This is a genomic window from Polaromonas sp. P4_H1 (genome assembly GCF_056400945.1).
The window spans coordinates 29,001-47,407 of sequence record NZ_JBFUKG010000002.1 but is presented as its reverse complement, the minus strand read 5'-3'; the positions used below and the strand labels follow the sequence as shown (position 1 = coordinate 47,407).

Annotated in this window: 19 protein-coding genes; 14 read left to right on the top strand and 5 right to left on the bottom strand. The window is 61.9% G+C overall.

Annotated elements, in window-relative coordinates:
• Positions 1-119 precede the first annotated feature (119 nt).
• The 3 genes from AC1DS5_RS03060 to AC1DS5_RS03050 all read left to right on the top strand — a co-directional run bounded on the left by AC1DS5_RS03060 (position 120) and on the right by AC1DS5_RS03050 (position 2,963).
• Entirely contained in the window at positions 120-1,199 is a 1,080-nt protein-coding gene (locus AC1DS5_RS03060) for a methionine ABC transporter ATP-binding protein (protein WP_477716788.1), read from the top strand.
• Positions 1,189-1,854, top strand: coding sequence for a methionine ABC transporter permease (locus tag AC1DS5_RS03055; protein ID WP_477716787.1), 666 nt, complete (start codon positions 1,189-1,191; stop codon positions 1,852-1,854). Before AC1DS5_RS03060 ends, AC1DS5_RS03055 begins: the two co-directional genes overlap by 11 nt.
• 311 nt (positions 1,855-2,165) lie before the next feature.
• Entirely contained in the window at positions 2,166-2,963 is a 798-nt protein-coding gene (locus AC1DS5_RS03050) for a MetQ/NlpA family ABC transporter substrate-binding protein (protein ID WP_477716786.1), read from the top strand.
• Positions 2,964-3,140: 177 nt separating this feature from the next.
• On the opposite strand, the gene AC1DS5_RS03045 is transcribed toward AC1DS5_RS03050, so the two are convergent.
• Entirely contained in the window at positions 3,141-4,670 is a 1,530-nt protein-coding gene (locus AC1DS5_RS03045) for a DHA2 family efflux MFS transporter permease subunit (protein ID WP_477716785.1), read from the bottom strand.
• A gap of 254 nt (positions 4,671-4,924) precedes the next feature.
• On the opposite strand from AC1DS5_RS03045, the gene AC1DS5_RS03040 reads away from it, so the two are divergent.
• Entirely contained in the window at positions 4,925-5,476 is a 552-nt protein-coding gene (locus tag AC1DS5_RS03040; protein ID WP_477716784.1) for an NADPH-dependent FMN reductase, read from the top strand.
• A 93-nt stretch (positions 5,477-5,569) separates the two neighbouring features.
• Here AC1DS5_RS03040 and AC1DS5_RS03035 read toward each other — a convergent pair whose 3' ends face one another.
• The gene (locus AC1DS5_RS03035; protein ID WP_477716783.1) at positions 5,570-6,220 is read right to left on the bottom strand and encodes an FMN-dependent NADH-azoreductase; all 651 of its coding nucleotides are present in this window, start codon (positions 6,218-6,220) and stop codon (positions 5,570-5,572) included.
• A 185-nt stretch (positions 6,221-6,405) separates the two neighbouring features.
• Between AC1DS5_RS03035 and AC1DS5_RS03030 the strand changes: the two genes are divergently transcribed.
• The 7 genes from AC1DS5_RS03030 (at position 6,406) to AC1DS5_RS03000 (ending at position 13,089) form a co-directional block, all read left to right on the top strand.
• Complete coding sequence (locus AC1DS5_RS03030; RefSeq protein WP_477716782.1) at positions 6,406-7,311, top strand: LysR family transcriptional regulator; 906 nt, start codon at positions 6,406-6,408, stop codon at positions 7,309-7,311.
• Between the two features lie 251 nt (positions 7,312-7,562).
• On the top strand, positions 7,563-8,213 hold the full coding sequence (locus AC1DS5_RS03025) for a peroxiredoxin (protein ID WP_477716781.1): 651 nt from the start codon (positions 7,563-7,565) through the stop codon (positions 8,211-8,213).
• 170 nt (positions 8,214-8,383) lie between these two features.
• The gene (locus tag AC1DS5_RS03020; protein WP_477716780.1) at positions 8,384-9,004 is read left to right on the top strand and encodes an RBBP9/YdeN family alpha/beta hydrolase; all 621 of its coding nucleotides are present in this window, start codon (positions 8,384-8,386) and stop codon (positions 9,002-9,004) included.
• The gene (locus tag AC1DS5_RS03015; RefSeq protein WP_477716779.1) at positions 9,001-9,993 is read left to right on the top strand and encodes a sulfate ABC transporter substrate-binding protein; all 993 of its coding nucleotides are present in this window, start codon (positions 9,001-9,003) and stop codon (positions 9,991-9,993) included. The genes AC1DS5_RS03020 and AC1DS5_RS03015 overlap by 4 nt, the downstream gene beginning before the upstream one ends.
• Before the next feature lie 9 nt (positions 9,994-10,002).
• Positions 10,003-10,896 (top strand): sulfate ABC transporter permease subunit CysT, encoded by an 894-nt coding sequence (gene cysT / locus AC1DS5_RS03010; RefSeq protein WP_477716778.1) that lies wholly within the window; start codon positions 10,003-10,005, stop codon positions 10,894-10,896.
• Positions 10,893-11,918, top strand: coding sequence for a sulfate ABC transporter permease subunit CysW (gene cysW / locus AC1DS5_RS03005; RefSeq protein ID WP_477716777.1), 1,026 nt, complete (start codon positions 10,893-10,895; stop codon positions 11,916-11,918). The genes cysT and cysW overlap by 4 nt, the downstream gene beginning before the upstream one ends.
• A gap of 82 nt (positions 11,919-12,000) precedes the next feature.
• Positions 12,001-13,089: a sulfate/molybdate ABC transporter ATP-binding protein gene (locus AC1DS5_RS03000; RefSeq protein WP_477716776.1), complete on the top strand. Its 1,089-nt coding sequence runs from the start codon at positions 12,001-12,003 to the stop codon at positions 13,087-13,089.
• A gap of 59 nt (positions 13,090-13,148) precedes the next feature.
• Here the strand turns inward: AC1DS5_RS03000 and AC1DS5_RS02995 are convergent, their stop codons facing one another.
• The 3 genes from AC1DS5_RS02995 to AC1DS5_RS02985 all read right to left on the bottom strand — a co-directional run bounded on the left by AC1DS5_RS02995 (position 13,149) and on the right by AC1DS5_RS02985 (position 15,107).
• Positions 13,149-13,661, bottom strand: a complete 513-nt coding sequence (locus AC1DS5_RS02995; RefSeq protein WP_477716775.1) for a carboxymuconolactone decarboxylase family protein — start codon at positions 13,659-13,661, stop codon at positions 13,149-13,151.
• A 167-nt stretch (positions 13,662-13,828) separates the two neighbouring features.
• Positions 13,829-14,407: a GNAT family N-acetyltransferase gene (locus AC1DS5_RS02990; protein WP_477716774.1), complete on the bottom strand. Its 579-nt coding sequence runs from the start codon at positions 14,405-14,407 to the stop codon at positions 13,829-13,831.
• A 193-nt stretch (positions 14,408-14,600) separates the two neighbouring features.
• Positions 14,601-15,107 (bottom strand): nuclear transport factor 2 family protein, encoded by a 507-nt coding sequence (locus tag AC1DS5_RS02985; protein WP_477716773.1) that lies wholly within the window; start codon positions 15,105-15,107, stop codon positions 14,601-14,603.
• A gap of 295 nt (positions 15,108-15,402) precedes the next feature.
• On the opposite strand from AC1DS5_RS02985, the gene AC1DS5_RS02980 reads away from it, so the two are divergent.
• The 3 genes from AC1DS5_RS02980 to AC1DS5_RS02970 all read left to right on the top strand — a co-directional run bounded on the left by AC1DS5_RS02980 (position 15,403) and on the right by AC1DS5_RS02970 (position 18,406).
• Positions 15,403-15,909, top strand: coding sequence for a disulfide bond formation protein B (locus tag AC1DS5_RS02980; RefSeq protein WP_477716772.1), 507 nt, complete (start codon positions 15,403-15,405; stop codon positions 15,907-15,909).
• A gap of 231 nt (positions 15,910-16,140) precedes the next feature.
• Positions 16,141-16,962, top strand: a complete 822-nt coding sequence (imuA, locus tag AC1DS5_RS02975) for a translesion DNA synthesis-associated protein ImuA (RefSeq protein WP_477716771.1) — start codon at positions 16,141-16,143, stop codon at positions 16,960-16,962.
• Positions 16,922-18,406: a Y-family DNA polymerase gene (locus tag AC1DS5_RS02970; RefSeq protein WP_477716770.1), complete on the top strand. Its 1,485-nt coding sequence runs from the start codon at positions 16,922-16,924 to the stop codon at positions 18,404-18,406. The genes imuA and AC1DS5_RS02970 overlap by 41 nt, the downstream gene beginning before the upstream one ends.
• Position 18,407: the final 1 nt, after the last annotated feature.

Here is an 18,407-nt window from a genome sequence, read left to right as displayed (position 1 = left end):
TCTATTTAATCTATTTAATATTCTTTTGAGTTTTGATGAAATACCTCTAAATTCCCTATCTGTTCCAAAAAAAGAGCCCACCACGCTTGCGTAAAAGGTGAGGGGCATAACGGGTTTTCATGATCGAGCTCAAGGGTATTTTTCAAACGTACAAGGGGTCCACGGGCCCGGTCGAGGCGTTGAGGGGCGTCGACCTTCACATCAATCCCGGCGAGGTATACGGCATCATTGGCCGCAGCGGTGCGGGCAAAAGTTCGCTGGTGCGGGTGATCAACCTGCTGAACCGGCCCACCGCCGGCCAGGTGCTGGTGGATGGCCGGGAACTGACCTCGCTGAACGGCGATGCATTGCGTGTGGCGCGGCGCGACATCGGCATCATCTTTCAGCACTTCAACCTGCTCTCGTCGCGCACGGTGTATGGCAACGTGGCCTTGCCACTGGAAATTGCGGGCCTGTCCGCTGCGGACATCAAGGCCCGCGTCGAACCGCTGCTCGACCTGGTGGGTCTGTCGGCGCTGGCAGACCGTTACCCGGCGCAGATCAGCGGCGGGCAAAAGCAGCGGGTGGGCATTGCGCGTGCGTTGGCCAACCGGCCCAAGGTGCTGCTGTCCGACGAGGCAACGTCTGCCCTGGACCCTGAAACCACACGCTCCATCCTGGGCCTGCTCCAGCAGATCAACAAGGAATTCGGGTTGACGATTGTGCTGATCACGCACCAGATGCAGGTGATCAAGCAGGTGGCCGACCGGGTGGCGGTGATTGATGCCGGGCGCATTGTCGAAAGTGGCCCGGTGATTGACGTTTTCACCCGCCCTCAGCACGAGACCACGCGCAGCCTGATTGCCGAGATCGTGCCGCAGGACTTGCCCGAGAGCGTGCTGGCGCGCATACGCACGCTGATGAGTGCCGAGCACCCCGAAGAAGGGCAGCTGTTGCGCCTGGCGTTTGCCGGCGACGAGTCTGACAGGCCCTTGCTGTCGGACGTGATTCGCCGCTTTGGCATTGACCTGTCTATCGTGCATGGCCAGATCGATGAGATTCAGGGCAAGCCGTTTGGCACGCTGGCGGTGTTTGCGCGCGGTGCGCGCGAGCAGCTCAATGCGGCTGTGGCGCATTTGCGCGGCGCCGGCGTGCATGTGGATCAGGTCAATGGAGCGTTGCCAGGCGAGTTGGCGGGAGGTTTCAGCCATGTTCAGTAATTTTTCGCAAGCCCTGCTCGAGCTGTTTGTCAGCTCGCTCTGGGAAACCATCGTCATGGTCGGCATTTCAGGCCTGGTGGGTGCGTTGATCGGCGTTCCGCTGGGCGTGTTCCTGCGGCTGACGGACGAGGGCGGTGTGCTGCAGAACGCGGGCGTGAACCGCGTGGTCGGCGGCATCGTGAACGCTGTGCGCTCCACGCCTTTCATCATCTTGCTGGTGGCCATCATTCCGCTGACGCGCTTTCTCACGGGTTCGTCCATCGGTACGGCGGCAGCCGTGGTGCCGCTCACGATTGCGGCGGCGCCGTTTATTGCACGGCTGGTGGAAACCTCTTTGCGCGAGGTCGATCACGGCCTGATTGAAGCGGCGCTGGCCATGGGCGCGACCACGCGGCAGATCGTGCTCAAGGTACTGCTGCCCGAAGCGCTGCCCGGCATTGTGGCGGGCCTGACGATCACTTTTGTGAGCCTGACCGGCTACTCGGCCATGGCCGGCGCCATTGGCGGCGGCGGGCTGGGCGACCTGGGTATTCGCTATGGCTACCAGCGCTTCTTGCCGGAAGTGATGCTGGCGGTGGTGCTGGTGCTGATCCTGTTTGTGCAGGCGGTGCAAAGCCTGGGTGACTGGGCCGTGCGCAGGTTGAGCCACAAATGAGGGCGATCCCGCTCCTCTCCCTCTCCCCCTCCCCTTGGGAGAGGGCTGGCGGCGGTCGATGCGCCGCTACGGATGCCAAGGCCGCTGGCCCTCACCCCAACCCTCTCCCAGCGGGAGAGGGAGCAAGACAACAGCGATGTTGAGCGCCTGATTCCCTGATTTCTCCCTCCCCCCGCTGGGGGAGGGCAGGGGTGGGGGCCGGCGGCAGTCGAACGGCTGCTTGGCTTGCGAAGGCCGCTGGCCCTCACCCTAACCCTCTCCCAAAGGGAGAGGGAACAGACAGATTTTTTATGCCAACCAAAGGAAACACCATGAAAAAACGCACCCTCATCCAGTCAGCCATCGCGCTGGCACTTGCAAGCTCCTTCACCGGCGCCGTGCTCGCGCAGGACAAGCCGCTCAAAATCGGCGTCACCGCCGGTCCGCACGCGCAGATTTTTGAGCAGGTCAAAAAGATCGCTGAAAAAGATGGCCTGAAAATCCAGATCGTCGAGTTCAGCGACTACATCCAGCCCAACGCCGCGCTGGCCGCCGGCGACCTGGACGGCAACAGCTACCAGCACAAGCCTTTCCTCGACCAGCAAGTCAAGGACCGCGGTTACAAGATCGTCAACGTCGGCTACACCGTCAACTTCCCGATTGGCCTGTATTCCAAAAAGGTCAAGAGCCTGGCTGAGTTGAAGGAAGGTGCGCGCTTCGGCATCCCGAACGACCCGACCAACGGCGGCCGCGTGCTGCTGGTGCTGCAGGACAAGGGCCTGATCAAGCTCAGGCCTGAAGCCGGCCTCAAGGCCACGCCGCTGGACGTGATCGACAACCCGAAAAAACTCAGGTTTGTGGAACTGGACGCGGCACAACTACCGCGCTCACTGGACGACCTGGACGCCTCGGCCGTCAACACCAACTACGCGCTGTCAGCGGGGTTGAACCCCGCCAAGGACGCGATTGCGCAGGAAGCGGCCAAATCGCCTTACGTCAACCTGCTGGCTGTGCGCGAACAAGACAAGGACAAGCCTTGGGTGGCCAAGCTGGTCAAGGCCTACCACTCTGAAGAAATCCGCAAGTTCATCCAGACCGAATTCAAGGGGTCGGTGCTGGCCGGGTTCTGAAGTTCTGACAGGCCCTAGTACTACAACCCGAAAATATCGAAACATGAAAGCGCGTCTTCGCACCCATGGCGGCGTTGCAATCTTTGCGAAGGCGTAAAGCTTTCGCTGCAGCTTGCGCCTTGCCCTGGGCACGAATCCATCGCTTTCATGATGTTTCGCTACTTCCGGGTTGCAGTACTAGCGTTTTGTAACTGGCGCGGGTGCAGGCGTTAAAAACATGGCCGCACAGGCTGCCGAGGCCAGCGCGCACAGCACGGCTGCCAGCACCACCCAGCGAAACGCGTGGATCAGCGTAGTCGCGGGTGCGCCATCCAGGGGCCCACCCAAGGCAGCGGCAAACACCACGCCCAGCACGGCCACCGCGAGCAAGCCCGCCACCCGCGCCACCGCGTTGTTCACGCCCGAGGCCACCCCGGCGTGGGCCGACGACACCGCGTTCATCACGGTGGTGGTGAGCGGTGCAATGGCAATCGTCATGCCCAGGCCCAGCACCACCATGGCCGGAAAAAAGCCCGCCCAGTAAGGCCAGCCCACACCCGGCAGCGCCATCAACGCCAGACCGGCAGCGGCGATCACCGGACCGCAGATAAGCATGAGCCTGGCGCCAAAACGATCCATGGCCTTGCCGGCCGCAGAGGACAGCAAGCCCAAAATGATGGAGAAGGGCAGCAGCGTGGCACCCGCTGCGGTGGCCGAATAGTGGAAGGCGCCAATCAGTACAAAGGGCAGAAAAAACAGCACGCCGACCAGCGCAAAGTACAGCAGCAGTGTCAACAGATTGGCACCGACAAAGTCGCGCGACCTGAAAAGTGCCGGCGGCATCATGGGCGCACGCACCCGCGCCTGCGCCACGGCAAAAGCAGCCAGCCCGACTACGCCAAACACCAGGGGCCACAGCACGCTCGCGTGGCCCCATCCGCGCTCGGGCGCCAGCGTCAGCCCGTAGGTGAGGGCACCCAGCCCGCTGGCCACCAGCAACACACCGAGCCAGTCGAAATGCCGCGGCGCATCGGGGTCGCGGCTGTCGGGCACGGCATAGACGGCCAGCCAGATGGTGGCCACGGCCAGCGGTACGTTCAGGAAAAAGATGGCGCGCCACGACACCGCATCGACCAGCCAGCCGCCCAGCACCGGACCCGCCGCACCCGTGATGGACGCCCACGCCGCCCAAGTGCCAATCGCCTTGCCGCGTGCGTCGCCTTCAAACACGTTGCCAATAATGGCCAGGCTGGCTGGCACCAGCAGCGCCGCGCCCACGCCCTGCAGCGCCCGCGCGGCAATCAGGGCCAGCGTGCCGGAGGCCAGTCCGCAGGCCGCCGACGCGGCGGTAAAAAGCGCAATGCCGGTGATGAAAATGCTGCGCCGCCCGAACCTGTCCCCCAGCGAACCGCCCACCAGCACTAGCGAACCCAGCGCCAGCAGATAGGCGTTGATGACCCACTGCATGGCCGCCAGGCTGGCGCCGGCGCTACTGGCAAAGTCGCGCTGGATGGCGGGCAGGGCAATGTTGACGACCGAGCCGTCGATGAAGGCCATGGACGAACCGAGGACGGTGGCGGCCAGGGCATAGCCTTTTCGGGCGGCGGCGTCTGCACCGGCAGAAGAGGGCTGCGAAGTCAGTCGGGAAGAGGCCGAGGAAGTGCTGGGCAAGCAGCGTTGTGCCTGAATGACTCCTTTGTCACAAGGAGATTGCGCGTTACCCAGCATGGACTTTTCCGTTGGTTGGGGAGTTAAGTCGGGCATCGAACCGACAGCAGGCGGGAGGCTCTGAATGCGCAGAACGCCCGAGCGCTGTCGGCAGGTTTTTTTGGGATTATGTCGGTGTCATGGCGGCGCTGTCTAATCAGCGTGATGAGGCGTATTGTTAGCTTCAGTCCTACAAAGCACTTGCTCAAAGTGCTTTACATATGGGGCTGCCATTTCCCTTCAATCAACGTCTGATCGATTTCCTGGAGAATCTCATGGCCCAATACACCATTGCCGTCGTCGTCGGCAGTCTTCGCAAGGATTCCTTCAACAAGAAGCTCGCCAAGGCACTGGAAAAGCTGTTTCCGGCCGAGTTCAGCTTTACCCATCTGCGCATTGACGATTTGCCGCTGTACAACCAGGACGACGACGGCAACCCGTCCGAGCAGGTCAAGCGCATCAAGGGCGAGATCGCTGCGGCGCAGGGTTTGTTGTTTGTCACGCCCGAGTACAACCGCTCACTGCCCGGTGTGCTGAAAAATGCCATTGACCACGCTTCGCGCCCTTACGGCCAGAACGCATGGGCGCGCAAGCCCGCGGGTGTGATCGGAATCTCCGTCGGCGCCCTTGGCACGGCGCTGGCCCAGCAGCACTTGCGCAACATCCTGGCTTACCTCGATGTGCCGGTACTGGGCCAGCCCGAGGCGTTCGTTCAGGCCAAAGAGGGGGTTTTCAATGCGGACGGCAGCGTTGGGGATGGCATCAAGAAGTTTTTGCAGGGCTGGGTGGATCAGTATGTAGCCTGGGTGAAAACGCACGTGGGTTAAGCGCATGGGTTAATTTGATCCCGGTGGCAGGCTCGCTCGGACATGCAAAAAAAAGCCCGCAACCGCGGGCTTTTTTGTGGGTGCCTGAAGACGTCAGGCGGCCAATGCGGCCAGGGGCTGGTTGGCAGCCACCGTGGTTTGTGCCTTGATTTCAACTTCAGCCGCTGCCAGCGCTGCGGCCTTGGCCCCTTCACCCATGGCCAGACCTTCGGCACGCACAAAGCGTACGTCGGTGATGCCGAAGAAACCAAACACCACCTTCAGGTAGCTTTCCTGGTGTTCCATGGCGATGGCAGCGTCGCTGGTGGAATACACGCCGCCACGGGTAGAGGCGACGATCACGGTTTTGCCGCCGGCCAGGCCAACAGGGCCTTTTTCGGTGTATTTGAAGGTCCGGCCGACTTGTGCCACGCGGTCAATCCAGGCCTTGAGCTGGGTCGGAATCGCGAAGTTGTACAGCGGAGCACCGACCACGATCACATCGGCGGCCAGGAATTGCGACACCAGTGCTTCGGAGATGGCGTTTTCACGCTTTTGCACGTCGTTCAGCTCAGCACCGGCAGGGGCCCGAAAGCCGAGGGATTCGGCCGACAGGTGGCTGGGGGTTTCAACCGCCAGGTCCAGGTAGCTGACTTCGGTGCCGGGGTTGCTGGCGCGCCACGAGGCGACGATTTGCGCCGTGAGTTGGCGGGAAACCGAGTTGCCGCCAAGAATGCTGGAGTCGATGTGAAGCAGTTTGCTCATGATGAATTTCCTTGGGTTGAAGTTGAATCAGGTTGTTGGCCGTATTCACCATGAATCGCAGCCATGGATAGATTGTGCTGGTGGGTCGATTGTTTGATAAGTAGGCAAAATTGCGATAGATTGTCCTGCTTGTGTAGTGAATCTGCGCCTTGAATGCCGCTACAAGATCAGAACGGAGGAATTTCATGCAGGACCTGAATGACATGCTGTACTTTGCCGAGGTGGCGGAGCGGGGCGGTTTTGCCGCCGCCGGGCGCTCGCTGGGCTTGCCCAAATCGCGCCTGTCGCGCCGGGTGGCCGAGCTGGAGCAGCGACTCGGCGTGCGACTGTTGCAGCGCACCACCCGCAAGCTCTCGCTGACAGAAATAGGCGAGACCTACCTGCGCCACTGCAGTGCCATGCGCGATGAAGCCCTGGCGGCCGCCGAAGCGGTGGCCCAGATCCAGGTAGAGCCCCGTGGCACCGTGCGCATTACCTGCCCGGTCACGCTGGCGCAAAGCACGCTGGGCTACCTGGTGCCGCGCTTCATGGCGCTGCATCCCCAGGTCAAGATCGACATGCGCGTGACCAACCGGGTGGTGGATCTCGTGGAGGAGGGCATAGACATTGCGCTGCGGATAAGGCCCACGCTGGAAGACAGCGGCAGCCTGGTGGTTAAAAACCTGGGGTCGAGCGGCGGCGAATTGTTGGCCAGCCCAACGCTGTTGGCCCGCCAGGGAAGACCCGAAAAGCCCGAAGACCTGATGAAGCTGGACACCGTGGCCATGTCATGGGTGGATGGCCGTTCGTCCTGGACCCTGCTGGGGCCCGAGGGGCAAGAGTTCGTGTTGCAGCACCAGCCGCGCTATGTGGCTGACGATTTACAGACGCTCAAGCTGGCCGTGCTGGCGGGTACGGGCATAAGCTTTTTACCCAATTCGCTTAGCGCCGCAGAGCAGCAGGCCCAGTTGCTGGTGCCCGTGCTGCCCGGCTGGGCGCCCAAGCCCGGCGTGGCCCATGCCGTGTTTCCGTCGCGGCGCGGTCAGGTGCCTGCGGTGAGAAGTTTTCTGGATTACCTGGGGGAGCGTATGAGGGGTGATAGTCTGGTTTAAGGTCCAGGGCTCTTATGAGGCTGGCTGGCCGGGACTCGCCCCGGCGGGGCGAGTCCCGGCCAACACCCCTCAGAGGAGACCTCCCCCACCCGAAAGCACAAAAACCAAGCCTGATGGCCAAACTTAAAACCATCAACCCAAAACATCGTTATGCAAAAGTAGAGATAAATTAAGAGCTATATATTCTTTTGAGTTTTAACGCTTGCTCCCCACAATGCCTTTTTTAGTTCAGCAATCACAAGGAACAAACCATGGCAACTCTCAGACTCGGTGACATCGCCCCTGACTTCACACAAGACTCCACAGAAGGGAAGATTTCCTTTCACGAGTGGGCAGGCGATTCCTGGGTTGTGCTGTTTTCCCACCCCGCTGACTTCACGCCGGTATGCACCACAGAACTGGGCAAAACCGCAGCCCTGGGCAGCGAATTTTCCAAACGCAACGTCAAACCCATCGCGATCAGCGTGGATCCGCTGGAGTCGCATGGCAAGTGGGTGAATGACATCAACGAGACGCAAAGCACCACGGTGAACTTCCCCATCCTGGCCGATGCAGACCGCAAGGTGGCCAACCTGTACGACATGATTCACCCGAACGCCTTGAGCACCGGCCCCACGGCCACGGTGCGCAGCGTGTTCATCATCGACCCGAAAAAGGTGATTCGAACCACCTTCACGTACCCCGCCAGCACCGGCCGCAATTTCGACGAGATCCTGCGCGTCATTGACTCACTGCAGCTCACGGACGGCTATAAGGTGGCCACGCCAGTGAACTGGAAAGACGGCGACGATGTGATCATCGTGCCCAGCCTGCAGGACCCGGCCGAGCTGGCCCAGCGTTTTCCCAAGGGATTCAAGGCCGTCAAGCCTTACCTGCGCATCACACCGCAGCCCAACAAGTAAATGGCCCCCACGCTTTTCGCTTCGCGTAATGCGTTGCCCCCCGAGGGGGCCGCTGCGCCTGCGGCCCGGCAAAGCCGGTTCCGCGGCCCCGGCTTGCAAACGGCAGTGCCGTTGCCCGCAGTGGCGCCTGGCGTGGCTCACTTGCTTGAAACCCGCTGAGGATCACCATTTTGCGCTTCATCATTGTTCCCGGCTGGCGCGACTCCGGCCCTGGTCACTGGCAAAGCCTGTGGGCCGAGCGCCTGCATGGCGCGGTGCGTGTGCAGCAGGACGACTGGATCACGCCGTCCCGCAAGGCCTGGGTGGCCACGCTTGCACGCACCATCGTGCAGTTGGGCGAACCGGTGGTGATCGTGGCGCACAGCCTGGGCTGCATTGCCACCGCGCATTTGCCGCCTGAGGCGGTAGAGCGCATCAAGGGGGCCTTGCTGGTGGCGCCGGCCGACCCCGAGCGGCGTGCCGTGTTCAGCGACTTCGCTCCGGTGCCTTACCAAAAGCTGCCTTACCGCAATGTGCTGGTGGCCAGCAGCAATGATCCGTACTGCCCGGTGCGCCTGGCCGGGGCCTATGCCCGCGCCTGGGGCAGCGAGCTGGTGCGGATGCAGGATGCGGGCCACATCAACATCGAGTCGGGCCATGGCGAATGGCCGCTGGGCATGGCCCTGCTGCAGTCGCTGGCAGGCGATGCGCCCCCGACGGCGGCCCACCCTGGTTTTTCATCCCCATCTTCAACACCTCCTTCACCTTCTTCACCTTCTTCCTCTTCTCTTGGATCCCTGGAAACGGCATGACTTCAAAATTCAAAATCGCTCTTGCAATCCTGGCGCTGGTCACGAGCGGTATCTCCTCGGCGCAAACCTTGCTCAACGGTTCGTACGACGTGGCGCGCGAGTTTTACAAGGACTACAACGCAGCCTTCATCGCCCACTACAAGAAAACCACCGGCAAGGATGTGAAGGTCGACCAGTCGCACGGCGGCTCCAGCGCCATTGCGCGCTCCGTGGCCGATGGCCTGGATGCTGACGTGGTGACCATGAACACCAGCACCGACGTGGAGTTTCTGGCCAATGCCGGTGTCGTGGCCAAAGACTGGGCCAAGCGCTTTCCGGACAATGCCTCGCCCACCACCTCCACCATGCTGTTCCTGGTGCGCAACGGCAACCCCAAGGGCATCAAGGACTGGGATGACCTTGTCAAGCCCGGCATCCAGGTGATCGTGGTCAACCCCAAAACCGGCGGCAATGGCCGCTACGCCTACCTGGCGGCCTGGGGCTATGCGAAGAAGAAGGGCGCCAGCGATGCGCAGGCCGCCGAGTTTGTCGGCAAGCTCTACAAAAACGTACCCGTGCTGGGCAAGGGCGGTCGCGATGCCACCACGGTGTTCCTGCAGCGCAATATCGGCGACGTGCTGATCACCTTCGAATCGGAAGTGCTGTCAGTGAACAAGGAGTTTGGCGAAGGCAAGGTGGACGCGATTTACCCGTCTATCAGCATCCTGGCTGAAAACCCGGTGGCGGTGGTCGAACGCACTGTGGCCAAGAAGGGCACGGCGGACCTTGCCAAGGCGTATCTCAACTACCTCTACTCGGACGAAGGCCAGGAAATTGCCGCCCGCCACGCGCTGCGCCCACGCTCGCAGGCCGTGCTCAAAAAGTACGCCAACACCTTCAAGCCCGTGCAGCTGTTCACCGTACAGGAGTTGTTTGGCTCCCTGAGCGAAGCGCAAAAAGTCCACTTCAATGATGGCGGACAGTTCGACAAGCTCTACACCGTCAAGTAATCCCAAACCATGACTTCCCTGTCTTCTGTTGCACCGCCCGCCGCGGTGCTGCCGGGCTCGCCTGCGGGCGGCAAACGGGCCACCCGGCGGGTATTGCCCGGCTTTCACCTCACGCTGGGCTACACCGTGCTGTACCTCAGCCTGATCGTGCTGATCCCGATCTCGGCGCTGTTCTTCAAAACGTTCACGCTCACCCTGGATCAGTTCTGGGTGGCCGTGACCTCGCCGCGCGTGCTGGCCTCCTACCGCCTCACGTTTGGCGCGTCGTTGATCGCGGCGCTCGTCAACCTGGTGTTCGGCCTGCTGGTGGCCTGGGTGCTGGTGCGCTACACGTTTCCCGGTAAAAAGCTGGTTGATGCGCTGGTGGATTTGCCCTTTGCGCTGCCCACGGCAGTGGCCGGCATTTCGCTCACGGCGCTGCTGGCTGGCAACGGCTGGCTCGGCCAGTACCTGGAGCCCATGGGCATCAAGCTGGCCTTTACGCCGGCCGGCGTGGTGATTGCGCTGATTTTTGTGGGTCTTCCGTTTGTGGTGCGCACCGTGCAGCCGGTGCTGGAAGATGCGGAGAAAGAACTCGAAGAAGCCGCAACGTCATTGGGTGCCACACGCCTGCAGATTTTCACCAGGGTCATCCTGCCGCACATCATGCCGGCGCTGCTGACGGGCTTTGCCATGGCCTTTGCGCGGGCGATTGGCGAGTACGGATCGGTTATCTTTATTGCCGGCAACATGCCCATGATTTCGGAGATCACGCCGCTCATCATCATCGGCAAGCTCGAGCAGTACGACTATGCCGGTGCTACCGCGGTGGCCGTGGTGATGCTGGTGCTGTCATTCATCCTGCTGCTGGTCATCAACGCATTACAGGCCTGGCAGCGCCGCAACGCAGGAGCGCCGGCATGAGCGATAAACAGGCCCCCACACTTGTCGCTTCGCGTGCCTCCGGCGTTGCGCTGCCCCTCGCCGACGGAAAAGGGGCTGTGCTTGCTCGGGGCGGTCCTTCGCGGCGCACTCCTTCACAACCGGTTCGCCGTGTCACGGCCGGAACGACTGAGTCGCCTTGGGTGCGCTACACGCTGATCATGGGTGCTCTTTTATTCGTGTTCCTGTTTCTCGTGCTGCCGCTGGCCGCCGTGTTCACCGAAGCCTTGCGCAAGGGCTTGGGTGCCTACATTGCCGCGCTGCAGGAGCCTGACGCCTGGTCGGCGATCAAGCTCACCTTGATTGCCGCCGCCGTTGCAGTACCGCTGAATCTGGTGTTTGGCGTGGCCGCAGCCTGGGCCATTGCCAAGTACGAATTTCGCGGCAAGTCGTTTTTGACGACGCTGGTGGACCTGCCATTTTCCGTCTCGCCCGTGGTGGCCGGCCTGATCTATGTGCTGCTGTTTGGCGCCCAGGGCTGGTTTGGCCCCTGGCTGCAGGCGCATGACATCAAGATCATTTTTGCCGTGCCCGGTATTGTGCTGGCGACCGTGTTTGTGACCTTTCCCTTCATCGCGCGCGAGCTGATTCCGCTCATGCAGGCGCAGGGCAATGACGAAGAGCAGGCCGCCATTGTGCTGGGCGCCACCGGCTGGCAAACCTTCTGGCATGTCACGCTGCCCAACATCAAGTGGGGTTTGATCTATGGCGTGATCCTGTGCAATGCGCGGGCCATGGGCGAGTTTGGCGCGGTCTCCGTGGTGTCGGGCCACATCCGCGGGCAGACCAACACCTTGCCGCTGCATGTGGAAATTTTGTACAACGAATACCAGTCGGTGGCCGCCTTTGCCGTGGCTTCGCTGCTGGCCATTCTGGCGCTGGTCACGCTGGCCATCAAGTCGGTGGCGGAATGGCGCCACGAAGCAGACATGAAGGCCGCGGCTGATTTGCCGCCTGAACGTCCCGTGTTATCCCCTCTCCCCCTGGGAGAGGGCCTAGGGTGAGGGTGGCCCCACCCCGTAGCCAACGCCGGCCCTCACCCCAACCCTCTCCCAGTGGGAGAGGGAGCAAGAGAAAGAGAAAATTATGAGCATCGAAATCCGCAACGTCAGCAAACACTTTGGCGACTTCCAGGCGCTGGGCGACGTGAGCCTGGACATTGAGTCGGGCGAACTCGTCGCCTTGCTCGGCCCCTCGGGCTGTGGCAAGACCACGCTGCTGCGCATCATTGCCGGTCTGGAAACGGCCGACCGCGGCAGCATTCTGTTCAGCGGCGAAGACACCACCGACGTGCATGTGCGCGAACGGCAGGTGGGCTTCGTCTTCCAGCACTACGCGCTGTTCCGTCACATGACGGTGTTTGAAAACGTCGCTTTCGGCCTGCGCGTCAAGCCGCGCGGCCAGCGGCCCAGCGAAGCGCAGATCAAGGAGAAAGTGCATTCGCTGCTCAACCTGGTGCAGCTCGACTGGCTGGCCGACCGCTTTCCGTCGCAGCTTTCGGGCGGGCAGCGCCAGCGTATTGCGCTGGCCCGCGCCCTGGCCGTGGAGCCCAAGGTGCTGCTGCTCGACGAGCCCTTTGGCGCCCTTGATGCCAAGGTGCGCAAGGAATTGCGCCGCTGGTTGCGCCGCCTGCATGACGACCTGCATGTGACCAGCATCTTTGTGACGCACGACCAGGAAGAAGCCCTGGAAGTGGCCGACCGCGTGGTGCTGATGAATGCCGGCAAGGTCGAGCAGATTGGGTCCCCGCAAGAGGTCTGGGACCACCCGGCCAGCCCGTTCGTCTACGGCTTTCTGGGTGACGTGAATCTTTTCCACGGCCGCGCCCATGAAGGCGAAGTGCATCTCGAAGGCCTGCGCATCGATTCCCCCGAGCATGCCGACGCACAGGACGCCAAAGCCTTTGCCTATGTGCGCCCGCACGACCTGGAAGTGCAGCGTTATTCACCCGGCGCCGAAGGCATCGTCGCGCATCTGGAGCGCGCCATCGTGATCGGCCCGATTGCGCGGCTGGAGCTGATGCCGGTCGAAGGCTACGAGCAGAAGGGGAACGCGTCAGGCGACTCCCTCATTGAGGCCCAGATGCCGTCGCAGCAGTTCAAGGACATGGGCTTGCGGGAAGGCGACATGCTGGTCGTGACGCCGCGCAAGGCGAGGGTGTTTGTAGAAGGTTAATGCGGCTGTAAAGCGGCACCGATGGCTGGTCGCCGTCAGACGTTTTCTGCCCTGGTTGGTCATGTACCTTTTGGAGCGGTTGGGCGCCCGAATGTGACCGCGGCGGTTACCTCGGTTGGTGCTGCGGCCGCCAGCTGCCAATCCGGTTCTGCTCCGAGCGCATCGTTGACGACGGAAAAGGCAAGCCTGAACGCTATGAAAAAGGTGGCCTCGGCGATCTCCCGGTCCGTGAAACCGGCAGCACGAAGTCTGGCTACATCCTCAGTGGTCGTTCCATTCGGCTGGGTCACGACCTTTCGCGCCCATACCGACAGCGCCTGGTCTCGCAAAGTCAATTCGGTTGTGGCCCTGCCTTGCAGAACGGCTGCTGCGGACACTGGGTCCGAGGCCTCGGCAAGCTTCTTGCCCCACGCAAGCGCGCAGTACGAGTCACCAAGCGCAGCGGCGGTAGCGCATACGAGCACCGCCAGTTCCCGCTTGCCAAGGGACGAGTTGTCGGTAAGTTGGGAGCGTAGTGCTGCGAATGCGTCAAAGACATCCGGCCTCCATGCCCAGCCTCTTGTCAGGTTCATCACGAATCCCTGACTGTCAAGGCTCGACTGGTAGACGCGAGAAGTCGCTTCGGATTCGGGGGGCGGAGAGATAAGCATGTTATGACCTTGCTTGATGGTGGGCAGGGAATTCAGGCCGTTGAGGGGAAGTCCCAGTAGAAGGGGTAGACGCCTTCGACATCGGTGAGTCAGACGGTGCTGAGCCTGACGACGGGCCGCTGTGGCTTGCGACGCGCGACTTCCTGGAAACCGGCCTTGTCGTACATGGACTTTGCCCCAAACCACATAAAGTCGTCGTTGGAACGAGCAGGTTTGTCCACAGGATAGGCCTCGACCAGCGAGGCGCCGTTCTCCTTGGCGTAGGCAACAGCTCCCTTGAGAAGCGCCTGCGCAACGCCCTGGCCGCGGTGCTCGGCGGGTACAACAAAGCAGACGATGGACCACACGGGTTGTTCGTCAACAGGCTTCATCACGGACGAGCGCTTGAGCCTGGCAAACTCCTCGCGTGGGCCTATGGACACCCAGCCGACTGGAACCTTGCCTCGATAGCCGATGAGGCCTGGCGGATGGCCGGCATCGACAAGTGCTTTCAGCGCAGCACGATTCGCTTGTGCATGAGTCACTCCCGAAGGCGGCGGTTCGCGTGCCCCGCTGAGGCGGTAAGCCATGCACCAGCAACCGCGAGCGATTGAACAGCCTTTGGCACCAAATATTGCTTCAAGGTCAGGCCAGCGCTCGGGTGTGAGAGGCGCGACTGTGAGTTTCATGGGTGTCTCCTGAGGCGCCTAACTTTGAGACATCCCGCAAAACTGCGAAATAACATAGGGCGTTGCGGAATAGCATTGCGCGCAAAATTCGAAAAAATGGTTTGCTGTCATGAGCTTGGTCCACTGGTCTGCATGAAATGTGACGGTATATTGGTTTTGCCAACCCCCCAAACCAGACTTGGCAAGCTGCCGACTACTCAACTCCGTCCTTTTTCAACTGGTCGAGGGCCCAACCTTTGTGTGATGTGAAGAAAAACATCTTCCACGTGCCCCCTTCCTTTCTCCATCGGCTGATTACCGGGTCACTCTCAAATACGGTCTTGTATTTGCCATCGGTCTTGGGCAGGTACGAGAGCACCTCACTCATGGCGACAGTGGCCGTACCATCCGGCATCATCCGTATCCGAACAACCTGTTGGGCCAGTTCTGAATCCAGAAAATTGGACTTGAACAAATCCACTGCGTTGTCTCGACCTTTTTGACGGCCGTAGCTGTCCCTCGCCTGCGTGAACCAAATATCGTCAGTCAGGAATGACGACCACGCATTGGCATCATGGAGATTCCAGGCTCGTTCATAGTTACGCAATACCTCGCGCAGTTTCTGCTCCTCGGTGGCGGGCCCAGGCTGTGGATGCACCGCGATCGGCAAGGTAAGCGCCAAGACAGAGACGCCAAGAAGAAGCAGGTGACGTTTGTTCATGATGTGACCTCCGAGTTACGTCCTCTGACGTTGATTTGTCCCGCAAGACTGCGGAAAAACTGGCGCATGGCGGGAGAACATGTCGCGCAGAATTCAGGAAAGTCGTTTGCTGCTATTGGGTGAGCTCGTTGATCCGTATAGGTGGGGAGGTCGATGAATCTGGCCAAGTGGTCCCGAATTTTTTCATGATTTCCTTGGCTGAACAAGTTGCACGCCACCTCGCCCGGGAACTTATCCTCTCCCAAACCCACGAACCATCGGACAATTCACAATCAATCCAAAAAGAGGGTTCCCGATGTTTTTGACGTATTTCGACGCCATGCCACGCCGTGTGCTGGCCCTGGTGTCCGTGGCCTGTGTGGCCCTGCTGGCTTTTGGCTTGTACTTGCAGCATGTCGTTGGCCTGGAGCCTTGCCCCATGTGCATCGTGCAGCGCTACGCGCTGGTGCTGGTGGCTGTGGTTGCAGGTATCACCGCGGTAGCCAAAAGCAGGGGGCTGCTGATCACGGGCTCGGGCTTGCTGGTGCTGCTGTCCGGCTTTGGCGCCTTTGTGGCGGCCCGCCAGAGTTTTCTGCAGTGGTACCCGCCTGAGATTGCCTCCTGCGGCCGTGACTTTTACGGAATGATCGAAACCTTTCCGCTCAAGCGCGCGATTCCGATGATCTTCAAGGGCAGTGGCGACTGCACCAAAATTGACTGGACCTTTCTGGGCCTGTCGATTGCCAACTGGTCGTTTCTGTGCTTTGTGGCGATTGCCTTGGTGGGACTGGTCCTGATCACCCGCCTGGCTCGCCAGCGCTGAGGGCGGCGCTTTTTCGCTTTCCCGCTTTCTCTTTCTCCTTGGGCGCCGGGTCGACTACCCCGGCCCTTTTCGTTTTCATGTTTTTCGTTAATGGGATCAGTCTGTTAAACGGGCAGGGCGTTACACGCCCGAGCCGGGCGAAGGGGTAATTGCACAGGGCATGAGTCAGGCAATATACTGTACATAAATACAGTATTTGATTGAATTTTCACCCCTGATTGAGCCCACCCCATGCTTTCACCGATTCCTGTGGCCCGCGCCGAGCCGGACCTCGCCCACGTGTGGCGCGCGGGCGAGCTGGGCAGCGCGAGCCTGCAGACCGTGGACACGGGCTATGCGGCGCTCAACCATGTGTTGCCCGGCGGCGGCTGGCCGCAGGGTGCGCTGGTGGAGGTGCTGCAGCCGCAGGCTGGGCAACACGAATGGGGTTTGGTCGCGCCGGCTTTGGCTTGCATGCAGGCGGCGGCGCCTGATTTGTTGACGGTGCTGGCGGGCGCGCCCTGGCTGCCCTTTGGCCCGGCGCTGGGCGCGCGCCAATTGAATATGCAGCGCCTGCTCAGCATTCACGGCAAGCCCGGTGACGCGCCGTCGCTGCTGTGGGCCACACGCGAAGCCTTGCAGTGCGCCGACGTGCACAGCGTGCTGGCCTGGCTGCCCGATGCGCGCAGCGCGCATGTGCGCCGCCTGCAGATTGCAGCCCATGCGCACAACAAGCTGCTGTTTGTTTTCAGGCCGCTGCGGGCGCAGCATGAGTCGTCGCCCGCGCCGCTGCGGTTGTTGGTTGAAGGCGCGGTGAACGAGGCGGGCCAGTTGCTGGTCAGCGTGCTCAAACGCCGCGGCCCGCCGTTGGCCGCGCCGGTGCTGCTCGATACCCGGCCGGCCCGGCTGGCGGCGCTGCTGGCCGCCAGCCGCGAAAGAGCGCGGCGCCAGCGGGAAGAAGCCGGCGTTCCGGCGCTCATGCTGCTGCCTTCGCTGGTGTCGCCTCTTGTCACTTCACCTCAGGGCCCCATCCATGCGCTGCTGGATCGCATTGCACATCTCGACCACCATTGAGCCGGGCCCAGCCACCCCGGTGCTGGACGCCGCTGCGGCGCAGCGGTTGGTACTGGACGCCGCTGCCGTGCAACGGGCGGTGGCCAGCATGGCGCTGGGCTTTACGCCGCGTGTGGCGCTGGTGGACGAGGCCGTGCTGATGGACGTGACGGGCAGCCTGCGCCTCTTTGGCGGCTTGGCGCGGCTGATGCAGCTGCTGGAGCAGCGTTTGGCTGCTTTTTTTGAAGAAAACGGGTTGCAGGCCCAGGTAAAACGGGCGCAAGGCGCGACGTCCTTGATAGCGCTTGGCCGTTTGCGGCTGCAAGACGGCCAGACTCAGACTGATACCGTGAAAAAGCGCGTGGCCGACCTGCCCATGCACACCCTGACGGCTGCCCGCCCGCATCTGGGCGTGCTGGAGCGCATTGGCTGCCGCAACTGGGACGACCTGCTGCGCCTGCCGCGTGACGGCGTGGCCCGGCGCTTTGGCGCGGAGTTGCTGGAGGCGCTGGACCGCGCCCGCGGCAGCACGCCCGACAACTACGAGTGGCAGGTGCTGCCCGAGCACTTTGAGGAAAAGCTGGAACTCAACGCACTGGTCACTCACGCCCCCGCTTTGATGGCGGGTGTGGAGCGGCTGCTGGTTCACCTGCACGCCTGGCTGCTCGGGCGCCAGAGCGGGCTGTGCGCCCTGAAAATCATCTGGCACCTGGACAAGCGCCGCGACGTGGCGCCGACCGGCGAACTGGAGATCCGCACGGCCCAGCCCGCGCAAGACCTTCGCCATGTGGCGCGGCTGGTGGCGGAGCACCTGGCCCAGCAAAAGCTGCCGGCGCCGGTGCACAGCCTGACCTTGCAGTCACTGGCCACCGAGTTGCTGGCCGACTCGGTCGCCGCCACCGGCAGCCTGCTAATGGAGGCGCGCGAACAGGGTGACAGCGTGGTGGAACTGGTCGAGCGGCTGAGCGCCCGCCTGGGCGATGCGCAGGTGCAGGCCTGGCAGCCTTGCGCGGACCATCGGCCGGAGCTGATGCAACGCTGGGTTCATGCCAGGGGGGTGATTCAATCGATCGCTGCGCATAAAAATCCTGTCCGGGCTGGAGGGTTGAAACGTTCAAGAGATGCTTCAAAAACCCCTGGTCCGGAGATCAAGACCGAAGCTTTGTATCCGACCTGGTTGCTGCCCGAGCCGCTCAAACTGGCCACCGTTGGCAACAGCCCGGTCTATCAGGGCAAGCTGCATCGCCTGACGGGGCCGCAGCGGCTGGAGGCCGCCGAATGGCTGTTGGCCGACAGCGACGCCGCCCGCGGCGCCGGCCTCAGTGAAAAGCCGTGGGCGCTTCGCGACTACTTCATTTACCGCAGCCAGCAGGGTGGCCTGCTCTGGATTTACAGCGAGAGGCTGGGCGCCACACCCGAGGCCGCGCGACAGCGCGCCTGGTACCTGCACGGTTTTTTTGCCTGAG